Below are 13,304 nucleotides of genomic sequence, written 5' to 3' on the forward strand. Positions count from 1 at the left end.
CGCTGCGTGCAGTCGCCGGGATCGACATCACCGGTAGGGGTCGGTGACCGTGCGCAGCGCGATCAGCGCGTCCCGCAGGCCGCGGTACGCGGTGTCACCGAGGTGGCGCCGCCATTCCTGTTCGACTTCGGCGACCTCTGCCGCTGCGGCCGAGCACGCGGTGAGGCCCCGCTCGCTCAGTGTCACCAGTCGGGCGCGGGCGTCAGACGGGTCCGGCCGGCGCATGACGTAGCCCGCGCGTTCCAGTTGGTCGACCAGCGCGCCCGCGGTCTGTTTCGTCACCCTCGCCTGCTCGGCCAGGTCGGTCAGCCGCATGCCGGCGGGATCGAGGCGCTGCATCAGGCGCGACTGGGCGCTGGTGATGTCGTCGAGGCCCGCCTCGGCCAGCGCCGCCATCACCCGGCTCTCCACATCGCGATGGGCGACGAACATCAGCACCGGTGTGCTCGGTTGGTCCTCCATCCCTTGAATGTAGTACGAATACCTGACTATATTTAGTCAGTTCTTCGTACCAGTGGAGGCGCTATGGACACCGGCACCGTGTGGCGGCACATCGACATCCAGCGCGGGGAACTCGCCGATCTCCTCGAGGACCTCGACGCCGCCGACCCCGACTGCTGGCAGACCCCGTCGCTGTGCACCGGATGGACGGTGCGTCACGTCGCGGCCCATCTGACCCATGCCGCGCTGCCGATGCCGCGCATGCTCGTTGAAGCCGCGCGCAGCGGCTTCCGGTTCGACGCCCTGGTCAACCGGATGGCCGTCGCGGACCGCCGGCCGGCGTCCGAGATCGCCGCCAACCTGCGCGGTGTCGTCGGCTCGCGCCGTCATCCACCGGGCACCACCGCGCAGGACCCGTTGACCGATGTGCTGGTGCATACCCAGGACATCTGCATTCCGCTGGGCATCGACCGGCCGATGCCGACCGCGGCGGCTGTCGTCGCCGCGCACCGGGTGTGGCAGCGCGGCTTTCCGTTCCACGCGCGACGCCGGTTCGCCGGAGTGCGGCTGGTCGCTTCCGATGCCGACTTCGCCGTCGGGCAGGGGCGTGTGCTCGAGATGCCGATCCGCGAGCTGCTCCTGCTGCTCACCGGTCGCCCGGTCGAGGCGGCCGAACGGCTCAGCTGACCCCGGGGTCGCAGCGAAGCCCCGCGACGATGTAGCGCCGGGCATGGCGCAACAGCGATTCGTGATCGTCGATGTCACAGCGCTCGCCCGGCACGGTGGCCAGGCTCATCGTGATGCGAGCGATCCATTCGGCGGCTTCGGCGCAGTCGGTGTCAGGATGGATCTCGCCGCGGTCCACGGCGGCCTGCAGGTAGGGCGTCCAGAACGCCGCGATCTCGGGGATCAGCCCGCGCATGCCGAGTCCCACGCAGGCCGCGAACGCCTCGGGCTCCTCCTGGCGCAGCTTGAGCACCAGGGCGCCGGGCGTCTCCGACTCCTGGCGGGCGAGCACCACCCCGACGGCGATCTGCTGATCGAGACTGCTCACCGCGTCGAGCCTGGTCCGGGATTCGGTCCAGAACGCGTCGTTGAGCCGGACGATCGCGGCACCGAGCAGTTCGGATTTGTCGGGAAAGTGGCGGTACAGCCAGCCGCGGCTGACGCCGGCGACCTCGGCGACCTCGGAGACCGTCGTGGCGCGGATGCCCTTGGCGGTCAGGCATTGTTCGGCCGCATCGATCAGCCGGTCGCGGACGGATCTCGTCTCGGGCTTCGCCTCCGATGTGGCCACGGTGTCGACGCTCACCGATTTATCTTCGCAGACGGCCGGGGTTCGGTGGGGCGATGCCGGGTGCGGGCGGGTCGACAGTTGACACATGCAAGAATTTGTTCACCTGCGGGAAGGGTGATGAAGTGGCGGAAACCGTTCAACAGCTGCTGCGAGAACTGCGCGACAACGACGAGATCGCCGACAGGGTCGCGGTGAAGTGCGGCGCACAGACCTGGACGTGGCGCGAGCACCTCGACGAGGCCGCCCGTCAGGCAGCCGCCCTGATCGGCATCGCCGATCCCGACCGCCCGTTGCACGTCGGCGTTCTCCTCGGCAACACCCCGGACATGCTCACCGCGATGGCCGCGGCCGGGCTCGGCGGGTACGTCGTCTGCGGCATCAACAACACCCGCCGCGGCGCCGCGCTGGCCCGCGACATCGTGCGCGCCGACTGCCAGATTCTGCTCACCGACCCTGAGCACGTCGGCCTGCTCGACGGGCTGGAGTTGCCCGGGGTGCGGGTGCTGCTCGTGGGCGGCCCCGACTGGGAGGACCTGACCGCTCCCGCGAAGGGCGAATTGAGACCGCATCGCGAGGTCGCGGCCACCGACACGTTCATGCTGATCTTCACCTCCGGGACCAGCGGCGACCCGAAAGCCGTCAAGGTCATGCATGCGATGGTGCTGCTCGCCGGCGCGGCGCTGGTTGCCCGCTTCGAACTGTCCGGCGAGGACGTCTGCTACCTGTCGATGCCGCTGTTCCATTCCAACGGAGTGCTGGCCGGCTGGTCGGTGGCCTTGAACGCCGCCGCGTCGATGGCTCCCGCCCAGTTCACCGCGTCGCGGTTCATCGACGACGTGCGCGCCTACGGCGTCACATACATGAACTACGTGGGCAAGCCGCTGGCCTACATCCTCGCCAGCCCCGAGCGGCCCGACGACCACGACAACCCGCTTCGCGTCGCGTTCGGCAACGAGGCCAGCGACCGTGACATCGCCGAATTCGGCAGACGCTTCGGCTGCACGGTCTGGGACGGCTTCGGCTCGACCGAGAACGCGGTCACCGTCACGCGCGAGGAGGGGTGCCCGCCCGGTTCCATCGGCAAGGGCTTCCCCGGGGTGGCGATCTACGACCCCGACACCGTGTCCGAATGTGCAGTCGCCCGGTTCGATGCGCACGGCCAACTGATCAACCCCGACGAGGCCATCGGAGAACTGGTCAACACCGAGGGGTCCGGCATGTTCGCCGGGTACTACAACGATCCCGGTGCCACCGGCGAGCGGATGCGCAACGGCATGTTCTGGTCCGGCGATCTCGCCTACCGCGACGCCGCCGGCTGGATCTACCTGGCCGGCCGCACGGCGGACTGGATGCGGGTGGACGGCGAGAACATGACTGCGGCGCCCATCGAGCGCATCCTGATCCGGCTACCCGCCATCAGCCAGGTCGCCGTCTATCCCGTTCCCGATGAGCTCGTCGGCGATCAGGTGATGGCGGCGATCGTCCTGCAGGACGACGCCACGTTGAGTCCCGAACAGTTCACGGACTTCCTCGCCGCGCAACCGGACCTGTCCCCGAAGGCGTGGCCGCGATACGTCTGGATCGCCGAACAGCTACCCAGTACCGCGACGAACAAGGTGCTCAAACGAGAACTCGTGTCGATGGGCACCGACCCCGCCGGTCGGCTGCTGTGGCGGCGCGGAGGGCAGGCCTACGTCCAGTCCGATCGCCAGGAATAGCCTCCGCCGCGTGCGCGTTTAGGCTACTGGCGGCTGACCTGGCATAATCGCACCAGGCATCCGGCCCCAGGGCCGGAACGTCACGACCTCGGTCCCGGTTCACGCCGCACACTCCTTTCCGGTCCATTCGGCCGGGGGAGGGCGACCCGGGGCCCCCGATGGAAGAGGAAGCCATGCAATCGGGTATCCACCCTGACTACGTAGACACGACCGTGCTGTGCGGCTGTGGTGCCAGCTTCACCACCCGCAGCACCAAGAAGAGCGGGCAGATCACCGTTGAGGTGTGCTCGCAGTGCCACCCGTTCTACACCGGCAAGCAGAAGATCCTCGACAGCGGCGGCCGCGTGGCCCGCTTCGAGAAGCGCTACGGCAAGCGCGCCAAGGCTGCCGACAAGTAGCCCTCCGATCGGCGCCCGTCTGCTGCACTGCGCAGGCGGGCGCCGTTTCGTGGATCGGAGCTGATCGCAGAACCCGAGAACGGCCGAAGGAGGCGAGATGACCGATATCGCACCCGCGATCGAGGCCATCCTCGCCGAGCACGCTGATCTCGAGCGCCAACTGTCCGATCCCGAGCTACACGCCGATCCGGTCGCCGCTCGCAAGGCCGGCCGCCGGTTTTCGCAGCTGACCCCCATCGTCACCACCTACCGCAAGCTCGAGACCGCCCGCGGCGATCTCGACGCGGCCCGCGAACTCGCCGCCGACGACGACTCCTTCGCCGCCGAGGTCGACGAGTTGTCCGAGACCGTCGCAGCGCTCGACGCGCGCCTGACCGATCTGCTGGCACCGCGCGATCCGCACGACGCCGACGACATCGTGCTCGAGGTCAAGTCCGGCGAGGGCGGCGAGGAATCGGCGCTGTTCGCCGCGGACCTGGCCCGGATGTACATCCGCTACGCCGAACGGCACGGCTGGACCGTGACGGTTCTCGACGAGACGACCTCGGACCTGGGCGGCTACAAGGACGCCACGCTGTCGATCACCAGCAAGGGCGACTCCGCCGACGGGGTGTGGTCGCGGCTCAAGTTCGAGGGCGGCGTGCACCGGGTGCAACGCGTACCGGTCACCGAATCTCAGGGCCGCGTGCACACGTCGGCGGCCGGCGTGCTGGTCTATCCGGAGCCCGAGGAGGTCGAGCAGGTCCAGATCGACGAATCCGACCTGCGCATCGACGTCTATCGCAGCTCGGGTAAGGGCGGCCAGGGCGTGAACACCACCGACTCCGCGGTCCGGATCACGCATCTGCCCACCGGGATCGTCGTCACCTGCCAGAACGAACGCTCGCAGCTGCAGAACAAGGCCCGCGCCCTGCAGGTGCTCGCCGCGCGGCTCCAGGCGATGGCCGAGGAGCAGGCGCAGGCCGACGCGTCGGCCGACCGGGCCAGCCAGATTCGCACCGTGGACCGCAGCGAGCGCATCCGGACCTACAACTTCCCGGAGAACCGGATCGCCGATCACCGCATCAACTACAAGTCGCACAACCTCGACCAGGTGCTCGACGGTGACCTGGACCCGCTGTTCGACGCGTTGGCCGCCGCCGACAAACAGGCTCGGTTGCAGAGCACGTGAGCGTGGCCGAGCGGCCGGTGACGATGCGCCGGCTGATCGACGCCGCGACGGAGACCTTGGCCGCCGCCGGCGTCGCCTCGCCACGGGTCGACGCCGAACTGCTGGCCGCCCACGTCGCCGGCACCGACCGCAGTCGGTTGGCGTTCACCGACCCCTGGCCGGGGTTCGCCGATCGCTATCACGAGCTGATCGCTTCCCGCGCCGCGCGGAGACCGCTGCAACACCTGACCGGAAACGCTCCGTTCGGCCCCGTCACCGTCTCGGTCGGCCCGGGCGTGTTCATCCCGCGGCCGGAAACCGAGTCGATGCTGGAATGGGCGCTGGCCCAGCCCTTGCCCGACCGGCCGGTGATCGTCGACCTGTGCACGGGGTCGGGGGCGCTGGCCATCGCCTTGGCGAGCGAGCGGCCGTCAGCGCAGGTCATCGCGGTCGACGATGACGAGGAGGCGCTGACGTACGCCCGGCGCAACGCGGCCGGGACGTCGGTGCAGCTGCGGTGCGCCGATGTCACCCGCCCGGGTGTGCTGAGCGACCTCGACGGCACCGTCGACCTGCTGGTCGCCAACCCGCCCTACATTCCGCTCGGTGCAGAGCTGTCTCCCGAGGTGGCCGAACACGATCCGGCCCACGCCCTGTACGGCGGCCGCGACGGCATGGCCGTGATCGATCCGCTGGCCGGTCTGGCGGCCCGGCTGGTGCGTCCGGGCGGCCGGTGCGCCATCGAACACGACGACACCACGTCGGCACGCACCGCCGACGCGTTGCTGTCCACCCGGCGGTTCGTCGAGGTCAACGCCCGACACGACCTGTCCGGACGACCCCGATTCGTGACCGCGGTACGCGGCGGGTGAGAGGCTGGCTTTCGTGACCGATTTGTTCGACTGCACCGACCCGGGGGAGCGCGAAACCGGTATCGCCGCAGCGATCAGCGCCCTGAAGGGTGGCCGGTTGGTGGTGATGCCCACCGACACCGTCTACGGCATCGGCGCCGACGCGTTCGACGGCAGCGCCGTGGCCGCGCTACTGGCGGCCAAGGGCAGGGGCCGGGACATGCCGGTGCCGGTCCTGGTCGGGTCGTGGCACACGATCCAAGGCCTGGTCTACACCGTGCCCAACAGCGCCAAAGAACTCATCCGCGCGTTCTGGCCGGGGGCACTGAGCCTGGTTGTCCGGCAGGCCCCGTCCCTGGCGTGGGACCTCGGCGACGCCAATGGCACGGTGATGCTGCGGATGCCACTGCACCCGGTGGCCATCGAACTGCTGCGCGCGGTCGGCCCGATGGCGGTCTCGAGCGCCAACATCTCCGGGCGGCCGGCGGCGGTCACCGCCGACCAGGCCCGCGACCAACTCGGCGACCTGGTCGACGTCTACCTCGACGGCGGACCCGCCGAGCAGCAGTCCGCCTCCACGATCGTCGACCTCACCGGCGCGCACCCGCGGGTGCTGCGACAGGGCCCGGTGACAGTCGAGGCGATCGCGTCGGTGCTGGGCGTCGACGCCGAGAGCCTGACAGACGACCCCGAGCAGCCGGCAGACCAGGCCTGACTCTGGTGGCACACGGTGCAGCGGTGATCGCGGCGGCCCAGCAGGCCGAGAACCTTCTCGTGCTGGCCGAGCGCCCCAGCCCGCTCGCCTTCTCTGGGCACGAAACCCTGCTGGCACTGTCCGATCGCGGCGCCGGTGTCCCACTGCGCGAGTTGGCGCTGGTCGGCCTCACCGCGGCCGTCATCACCTATCTGGCCACCGGCTTCGTGCGCGTGCTGGCGACGAAGTGGGGCGCGGTGGCCTACCCGCGGGAACGCGACGTGCACCTGCAGCCGACCCCGCGGATGGGCGGGCTGGCGATGTACCTCGGCGTGGTGGCCGCGGTACTGCTGGCCTCGCAACTGCCCGCGCTCACTCGCGGGTTCGTCTACTCCTCGGGCATGCCCGCGGTCGTGGTCGCCGGAGGGCTGATCATGCTCGTCGGCCTGATCGACGACCGGTGGGGGCTGGACGCACTGACGAAATTCGCGGGCCAGATCACCGCCGCCAGTGTGCTGGTCACCATGGGTGTGGCCTGGAGTGTGCTCTACATCCCGATCGGCGGGGTGGGCACCATCGTGCTCGACCAGGTCGCGTCGATCCTGCTCACCCTCGCGCTGACCGTGGCCATCGTCAACGCGATGAACTTCGTCGACGGGCTCGACGGCCTGGCCGCGGGGCTGGGGCTGATCACCGCATCGGCGATCTGCCTGTTCTCGGTCGGTCTGCTGCGCGACCACGGCGGAGACGTGCTGTTCTACCCGCCCGCGGTGATCTCGGTGGTGCTGGCCGGCGCCTGCCTCGGCTTCCTGCCCCACAACTTCCACAAAGCCCGGATCTTCATGGGGGACTCGGGCTCGATGCTGATCGGGCTGATGCTGGCCGCCGCGTCCACCACCGCCGCGGGGCCCATCTCGCAGACCGCGTACGGGGTGCGCGACGTCTTCGCACTGTTGTCGCCGTTCCTGCTCGTCGTGGCCGTGATGTTCGTCCCGGCGCTGGACATGCTGCTGGCCATCATCCGCCGCACCCGCGCCGGCCTGAGCCCGTTCAGCCCGGACAAGATGCATCTGCACCACCGATTGCTCGAGATCGGGCACTCCCACCGCCGCGTGGTGCTACTGATCTACCTGTGGGTGGGCATCGTTGCGCTGGGGGCCGCCAGCACCATTTTCTTCGATCCGCGGGACACCGCCGCGGTGATGGGTGCCGCCATCCTGGTCGCCGTCGTGGTGACGCTGATCCCGCTCCTGCGGCGCAGGAATGCTGCCGGCGAGGCCACTTCGCAAAGCGTATACGACAGGTAGTAGTAGGCCCTCTTTTGTGGCCTCGACCATATGTTAGGGTGCTCTCAGAACCCGAAGAACCTCGCGGGTTGCCGGCCCTCCGGCCCGTTCGGCGCCACCGTTTCAGCGGCGGACGGAATGGACCAACGACCGACAGTTTGACCGATCACAGGAGCTACCCCTTGGGTGATTCCGGCGCGTCTGCCGCCCTCCGATACGCTACGGGCGCCACGCACAGGAACCATCCAGGACGGCTTCGGTGAATGATGCTTGACCGCGGGATTGAGGTGAGTCAGTGACGACGCCAGCGCAGGACGCGCCGTTGGTGTTGCCATCCATAGCTTTCAGGCCGTTGCGACTCTTCGTGATCTGCGTGGTGTTGGCCGGACTGGGCACCCTGGGCGCGGCTCTTCTCGGTCACGTCATGGTGGGGGTCTTCTTCGGCATCGGCCTGGGGCTCGGCCTGATCAACGCGGTGCTGGTGCGCCGCTCGGTCACCAAGATCACCGCCAAGGAACATCCACTCAAGAGCGCCATGGCGCTGAACTCGGCCGCCCGACTCATGGTGCTGTCGGTGATCGGCCTGGCCATCGCGTTCGTCTTCCGGCCGCAGGGGCTCGGGGTGGTGTTCGGGATGGCGCTGTTCCAGATGCTTTTGGTGTTCTCCACCACCCTGCCCGTCGCCCGCAAACTGCGGTCCGGGGCAGCAACCCAAGGCCGTGACGGTGCTGAAGGAGATGCGAGCTAGCAATGACGGACATCAATGTCGTTGACCCGGCACAGCCGGTGACGATCCTGGCCGCCGAGTCCGGGATCCACGTCGGCGTGCACACCGAGGCCAACTGGTTCGGTCTGACCGTCAACACCGACACGCTGTTGTCGACGTCGATCGCCGCGGTCATCGTCCTGGCTCTGGCCTTCTACCTCCGCTCCAAGGTGACCGCCTCCGGCGTGCCCAGCGGTGTGCAGTTGTTCTGGGAAGCCATCACCGTGCAGACCCGCAACCAGATCGAGAGCGCGATCGGGATGAAGATCGCGCCGTTCGTCCTGCCGCTGGCGGTCACGCTGTTCGTGTTCATCCTGGTGGCGAACTGGCTGTCGGTGTTCCCGTGGCAGTACCGCGACGAGACCGGAATCCACGAGTTCCTCAAACCGGCAGCCGCCGACATCAACTTCGTGCTGGCGCTGGGCCTGTTCGTGTTCATCTGCTACCACGCTGCGGGCTTCTGGCGCCGCGGCGCGGTCGGCCACCCGATTAAGCTCGTCAAGGGACACGTCGCTTTCCTCGCGCCGATCAACATCGTCGAGGAGCTCGCCAAGCCGATCTCGTTGTCCCTCCGACTTTTCGGCAACGTCTTCGCCGGCGGCATCATGGTGACGATCATCGCGCTGTTCCCGGCCTACATCATGTGGGCACCCAACGCGCTGTGGAAGTCGTTCGAGCTGTTCATCGGCGCCATCCAGGCCTTCATCTTCGCGCTGCTGACGATCCTGTACTTCGGGCAGTCGATGGAGCTCGAAGACGAACATCACTGAGGTTTCACGAGACAGCTTCACCAGACATTGTGACCAACCAGCTCCAACCAACCTGATCGACTCAACCCAGACCTGGTAGGGACGCCCTGCCAGTTAGCAAGGAGGAAAGAAATGGATCCCACGATCGCTGCCGGCGCACTCATCGGCGGTGGACTTCTGCTGGGCGGCGGCGCCATCGGCGCAGCCATCGGCGACGGTGTCGTCGGTAGCGCGCTGGTCGAAGGCGTGGCCCGCCAGCCTGAGGCCCAGGGCCGGCTGTTCGTGCCGTTCTTCATCACCGTCGGTCTGGTGGAGGCCATGTACTTCATCAACCTGGCGTTCATGGCGCTGTTCGTCTTCGCCACCCCGGTCGCGTAGTCGGACTGGAGAGTCATGGGTGACCTGAGCATCACTGTCCTCGCCGCGGAGGAAGGCGGGCAGAACAACTTCCTGCTGCCCAACGGCACATTCATCTTCGTGCTGCTGATCTTCCTGATCGTGCTGGGTGTCATCGCCAAGTTCGTGGTGCCTCCGATCAGCGCGGTGTTGCACGAGCGTGAAGCGATGGTCGCCAAGACGGAGCAGGACAACCGCAAGTCGGCCGAACTGCTCGCCGCCGCGCACGGCGACTCGGCGAAGGTGATGGGCGAGGCGCGTCGAGAAGCCTCGTCCATCCGCGACGAGGCGCGCGGTGAAGGCCGGCAGATCCTCGAAGACATGCGAGCGCGTGCCAACGAGGAGGCCACCGCCGCGGTGCAGAAAACCAACGAGGAACTGTCCCGGCAGGGTCGGCAGACCGCCGACGAGCTGCGGTCGTCGATCGAGACGCTGTCCGAGACGTTGGCCAGCCGGGTGCTCGGGGTCGACGTCACACGCTCCGGCCCTGCCGAGACGACGAGCCAGGGACGGTAGGCATGTCGACATTCATCGGTCAGTTCATCGGGTTCGTGGTCATCGTGTTCCTGGTGGTGCGCTATGTGGTGCCACCGGTGCGGAACATGATGCGCACGCAGCAGGACAACGTCCGCCAGCAGCTGGAGGACAGTTCCGCTGCGGCGGAGAAGGTGGCACGCGCCGACGAGAAGCACGCCGAAGCGGTCGCCGAAGCTGAGGCCGAGGCGAAGCGGGTGGTCGAGGAGGCTCGCGCAGACGCCGAGAAGATCTCCGCTCAGCTTCGGGAGCAGGCCGACGCCGACGTCGAGCGCATCAAGGTCCAGGGTGCCGCGCAGATGGAACTGTTGCGTCAGCAGCTGATCCGCGAGCTCCGCCAGGAACTGGGCACCGAATCGGTGAACCGGGCGCGGGATCTCGTGCAGCAGCACGTCTCCGACGACTCGAATCGTGCTGCGACGGTGGACCGGTTCCTCGACGAACTCGACGCGATGGCCCCCTCGGAGGCCAACGTCGCAGACAGTGCCGGAGCCAAGATGCGGGCCACCAGCCGCGAGGCGATGGAGGTCGTGGTCTCGCGGTTCGATGAGCAGACCACCGACGTGCCCGCCGACGGCCTCACGTCGCTGGCCGACGATCTGGTTTCGGTGGCCGAGCTGCTGCGGTCCCAGCCGGTGCTCGGCAAGCATCTGGCCGAGCCCACGGACAGCGGCGAAGCCAAGAGCGGACTGGCTGAGGCACTGTTGTCGGGCAAGGTGTCCGACACCGCGCTCGAGTTAGTCAAAACCGCGGTGGCACAGCGCTGGTCCACCGAGGATGACCTGGCCTACTCGATCCGCTACCTCGCCCGCCTGGCACTGCTGGTGCGCGCCGAGCGCAACGACGAGGCCGGTGAGGTCGAAGAGCAGCTCTTCCGATTCAGCCGGATTCTCGACGGTGAGTCCCAGCTGAGCGCCCTGTTGAGCGACTACACCACGCCCGCCGAAGGCCGAATCGGGTTGCTGGACAAGCTTCTCGGGAACAAGGCCAACGGCACCACGAAGGCATTGCTGGCCCAGACCGTCGAGCTGCTGCACGGCGAGCGGGCCGACGAGGCGGTGCGAGACCTTGCCGAGCTGGCGGTCTCACGCCGCGGCGAGGTGGTCGCACACATCACCGCCGCCGCCGAGCTCAGCGACGCCCAGCGCACCCGCCTCACCGAGGTGCTCACCCGCATCTACAGCCATCCGGTGTCGGTGCAGCTGCACGTCGACCCCTCCCTGCTCGGCGGTCTCACCGTGACCGTCGGCGACGAGGTCATCGACGGCTCGCTGTCCTCGCGGCTGGCGTCGGCCGAGACCCGGCTGCCCGACTGACCCGAACTCACAGACCCTCTAGAACACCAAAAGGCAGGAAGCGAAAAGCCATGGCAGAGTTGACTATCTCGGCTGCTGACATCCAAGGAGCGATCGAGGACTACGTCTCCTCCTTCTCCGCGGATTCCGATCGCGAAGAGGTCGGCACCGTCATCGACGCCGGTGACGGCATCGCCCACGTCGAGGGTCTGCCCTCGGTGATGACCCAGGAGCTGCTCGAGTTCCCCGGCGGCGTCCTCGGCGTCGCGTTGAACCTCGACGAGCACAGCGTCGGCGCCGTGATCCTCGGTGAGTTCGGCAAGATCGAGGAGGGCCAGCAGGTCAAGCGCACCGGGGAGGTGCTGTCGGTGCCTGTCGGCGACGCATTCCTCGGCCGCGTCATCAACCCCCTCGGTGAGCCGATCGACGGGCAGGGTGACATCGAGTCCAGCGAGCGCCGCGCGCTGGAGCTGCAGGCCCCCTCCGTGGTGCAGCGACAGAGCGTCAGCGAGCCGCTGCAGACCGGTATCAAGGCCATCGACTCGATGACCCCGATCGGCCGCGGTCAGCGCCAGCTGATCATCGGTGACCGCAAGACCGGCAAGACTGCCGTCTGCGTCGACACCATCCTCAACCAGCGCAAGAACTGGGAGACCGGCGATCCCAAGCAGCAGGTGCGCTGCGTCTACGTCGCGATCGGCCAGAAGGGCACCACGATCGCCTCGGTGAAGCGGGCCCTCGAAGAGGGTGGCGCGATGGAGTACACGACCATCGTCGCCGCACCCGCGTCGGACTCCGCCGGCTTCAAATGGCTTGCCCCCTACACCGGCTCGACCATCGGTCAGCACTGGATGTACGACGGCAAGCACGTGCTGATCGTGTTCGACGACCTGACCAAGCAGGCCGACGCCTACCGCGCGATCTCGCTGCTGCTGCGCCGCCCGCCGGGCCGCGAGGCGTTCCCCGGCGACGTGTTCTACCTCCACTCCCGGCTGCTCGAGCGCTGCGCCAAGCTGTCCGACGAGCTGGGCGGTGGCTCGCTGACCGGCCTGCCGATCATCGAGACCAAGGCCAACGACATCTCGGCCTTCATCCCGACCAACGTCATCTCGATCACCGACGGCCAGTGCTTCCTGGAGAGCGACCTGTTCAACCAGGGCGTGCGACCGGCCATCAACGTCGGTGTGTCGGTGTCGCGCGTCGGCGGCGCCGCGCAGATCAAGGCGATGAAGGAGGTGGCCGGGTCGCTGCGTCTGGAGCTGTCACAGTTCCGTGAGCTGGAGTCGTTCGCCGCCTTCGCCTCCGACCTGGACGCCGCGTCAAAGGCCCAGCTGGACCGCGGTGCGCGGCTGGTGGAGCTGCTCAAGCAGCCCCAGTACACGCCGTACGCCGTCGAGGATCAGGTCGTGTCGATCTTCCTGGGTACCGGTGGGCACCTCGACTCCGTTCCGGTGGAAGACGTCGCGCGCTTCGAAACCGAGCTGCTCGAGCACGTCAAGGCCTCCCACGAAGGCATCATCGACGAGATCCGGGAGACCAAGAAGCTCTCCGAGGAAGCTCAGGAGAAGCTGTCCGACGTGATCAACGAGTTCAAGAAGGGCTTCTCCGCCTCGGACGGAAGCTCGGTGGTCAACGAGGCCGAGACCGAGGCCATGGACGAAGAAGATGTCCAGAAGGAGTCGGTCAAGGTCCGTAAGCAGGCCGGGAAGTAGGACCGAGCGCTGAAGGG

General features: G+C 67.9%; 15 protein-coding genes. 13 read left to right on the forward strand and 2 right to left on the reverse strand.

Annotated features, from left to right (window positions below):
* Positions 1–27: 27 nt before the first annotated feature.
* Positions 28–462 (reverse strand): MarR family winged helix-turn-helix transcriptional regulator, encoded by a 435-nt coding sequence (locus tag ACEWX3_RS09225; RefSeq protein WP_207066855.1) that lies wholly within the window; start codon positions 460–462, stop codon positions 28–30.
* Positions 463–525: 63 nt separating this feature from the next.
* Between ACEWX3_RS09225 and ACEWX3_RS09230 the strand changes: the two genes are divergently transcribed.
* The gene (locus ACEWX3_RS09230; protein ID WP_374159247.1) at positions 526–1,128 is read left to right on the forward strand and encodes a maleylpyruvate isomerase family mycothiol-dependent enzyme; all 603 of its coding nucleotides are present in this window, start codon (positions 526–528) and stop codon (positions 1,126–1,128) included.
* Here the strand turns inward: ACEWX3_RS09230 and ACEWX3_RS09235 are convergent.
* Positions 1,121–1,753 (reverse strand): TetR/AcrR family transcriptional regulator, encoded by a 633-nt coding sequence (locus tag ACEWX3_RS09235; RefSeq protein WP_283612729.1) that lies wholly within the window; start codon positions 1,751–1,753, stop codon positions 1,121–1,123. The two genes, ACEWX3_RS09230 and ACEWX3_RS09235, sit on opposite strands and share 8 nt — an antisense overlap.
* A gap of 107 nt (positions 1,754–1,860) precedes the next feature.
* Between ACEWX3_RS09235 and fadD1 the strand changes: the two genes are divergently transcribed.
* From fadD1 to atpA, 12 genes are all read left to right on the forward strand, one after another.
* The gene (fadD1, locus tag ACEWX3_RS09240; RefSeq protein ID WP_374159248.1) at positions 1,861–3,456 is read left to right on the forward strand and encodes a fatty-acid--CoA ligase FadD1; all 1,596 of its coding nucleotides are present in this window, start codon (positions 1,861–1,863) and stop codon (positions 3,454–3,456) included.
* A 173-nt stretch (positions 3,457–3,629) separates the two neighbouring features.
* Positions 3,630–3,854, forward strand: coding sequence for a 50S ribosomal protein L31 (gene rpmE / locus ACEWX3_RS09245; RefSeq protein WP_152518086.1), 225 nt, complete (start codon positions 3,630–3,632; stop codon positions 3,852–3,854).
* 97 nt (positions 3,855–3,951) lie between these two features.
* Positions 3,952–5,025, forward strand: coding sequence for a peptide chain release factor 1 (gene prfA / locus ACEWX3_RS09250; protein ID WP_207066851.1), 1,074 nt, complete (start codon positions 3,952–3,954; stop codon positions 5,023–5,025).
* A 23-nt stretch (positions 5,026–5,048) separates the two neighbouring features.
* A complete protein-coding gene (gene prmC / locus ACEWX3_RS09255; RefSeq protein ID WP_374159817.1) occupies positions 5,049–5,876 on the forward strand; it encodes a peptide chain release factor N(5)-glutamine methyltransferase in 828 nt (275 codons plus the stop codon).
* 13 nt (positions 5,877–5,889) lie between these two features.
* Entirely contained in the window at positions 5,890–6,570 is a 681-nt protein-coding gene (locus tag ACEWX3_RS09260) for an L-threonylcarbamoyladenylate synthase (RefSeq protein WP_374159249.1), read from the forward strand.
* A 59-nt stretch (positions 6,571–6,629) separates the two neighbouring features.
* Positions 6,630–7,856 carry a glycosyltransferase family 4 protein gene (locus ACEWX3_RS09265; RefSeq protein WP_207066940.1) on the forward strand — a complete coding sequence of 409 codons (1,227 nt, stop codon included), beginning with the start codon at positions 6,630–6,632 and terminating at the stop codon, positions 7,854–7,856.
* A gap of 274 nt (positions 7,857–8,130) precedes the next feature.
* Positions 8,131–8,583, forward strand: a complete 453-nt coding sequence (locus ACEWX3_RS09270) for an ATP synthase subunit I (RefSeq protein WP_152518083.1) — start codon at positions 8,131–8,133, stop codon at positions 8,581–8,583.
* Positions 8,584–8,585: 2 nt separating this feature from the next.
* Entirely contained in the window at positions 8,586–9,371 is a 786-nt protein-coding gene (gene atpB / locus ACEWX3_RS09275) for a F0F1 ATP synthase subunit A (RefSeq protein ID WP_163677589.1), read from the forward strand.
* Between the two features lie 111 nt (positions 9,372–9,482).
* A complete protein-coding gene (locus tag ACEWX3_RS09280) occupies positions 9,483–9,728 on the forward strand; it encodes a F0F1 ATP synthase subunit C (RefSeq protein WP_098006198.1) in 246 nt (81 codons plus the stop codon).
* A gap of 15 nt (positions 9,729–9,743) precedes the next feature.
* The gene (locus ACEWX3_RS09285; protein ID WP_152518081.1) at positions 9,744–10,262 is read left to right on the forward strand and encodes a F0F1 ATP synthase subunit B; all 519 of its coding nucleotides are present in this window, start codon (positions 9,744–9,746) and stop codon (positions 10,260–10,262) included.
* 2 nt (positions 10,263–10,264) lie between these two features.
* Positions 10,265–11,596 carry a F0F1 ATP synthase subunit B/delta gene (locus ACEWX3_RS09290; RefSeq protein WP_221363136.1) on the forward strand — a complete coding sequence of 444 codons (1,332 nt, stop codon included), beginning with the start codon at positions 10,265–10,267 and terminating at the stop codon, positions 11,594–11,596.
* 50 nt (positions 11,597–11,646) lie between these two features.
* Positions 11,647–13,287 carry a F0F1 ATP synthase subunit alpha gene (gene atpA, locus ACEWX3_RS09295; protein WP_163677584.1) on the forward strand — a complete coding sequence of 547 codons (1,641 nt, stop codon included), beginning with the start codon at positions 11,647–11,649 and terminating at the stop codon, positions 13,285–13,287.
* Positions 13,288–13,304 lie beyond the last annotated feature (17 nt).

The organism is Mycobacterium sp. G7A2 (assembly GCF_041902445.1).
Taxonomy (GTDB): domain Bacteria; phylum Actinomycetota; class Actinomycetes; order Mycobacteriales; family Mycobacteriaceae; genus Mycobacterium.

Coding starts and splice junctions, on each gene's coding strand:
- prmC (WP_374159817.1), top strand. CDS start 5,049: ATGCGCCGGCTGATCGACGCCGCGACGGAGACCTTGGCCGCCGCCGGC.
- rpmE (WP_152518086.1), top strand. CDS start 3,630: ATGCAATCGGGTATCCACCCTGACTACGTAGACACGACCGTGCTGTGC.
- atpB (WP_163677589.1), top strand. CDS start 8,586: ATGACGGACATCAATGTCGTTGACCCGGCACAGCCGGTGACGATCCTG.
- ACEWX3_RS09285 (WP_152518081.1), top strand. CDS start 9,744: ATGGGTGACCTGAGCATCACTGTCCTCGCCGCGGAGGAAGGCGGGCAG.
- atpA (WP_163677584.1), top strand. CDS start 11,647: ATGGCAGAGTTGACTATCTCGGCTGCTGACATCCAAGGAGCGATCGAG.
- ACEWX3_RS09280 (WP_098006198.1), top strand. CDS start 9,483: ATGGATCCCACGATCGCTGCCGGCGCACTCATCGGCGGTGGACTTCTG.
- ACEWX3_RS09290 (WP_221363136.1), top strand. CDS start 10,265: ATGTCGACATTCATCGGTCAGTTCATCGGGTTCGTGGTCATCGTGTTC.
- ACEWX3_RS09230 (WP_374159247.1), top strand. CDS start 526: ATGGACACCGGCACCGTGTGGCGGCACATCGACATCCAGCGCGGGGAA.
- prfA (WP_207066851.1), top strand. CDS start 3,952: ATGACCGATATCGCACCCGCGATCGAGGCCATCCTCGCCGAGCACGCT.
- ACEWX3_RS09225 (WP_207066855.1), bottom strand. CDS start 462: ATGGAGGACCAACCGAGCACACCGGTGCTGATGTTCGTCGCCCATCGC.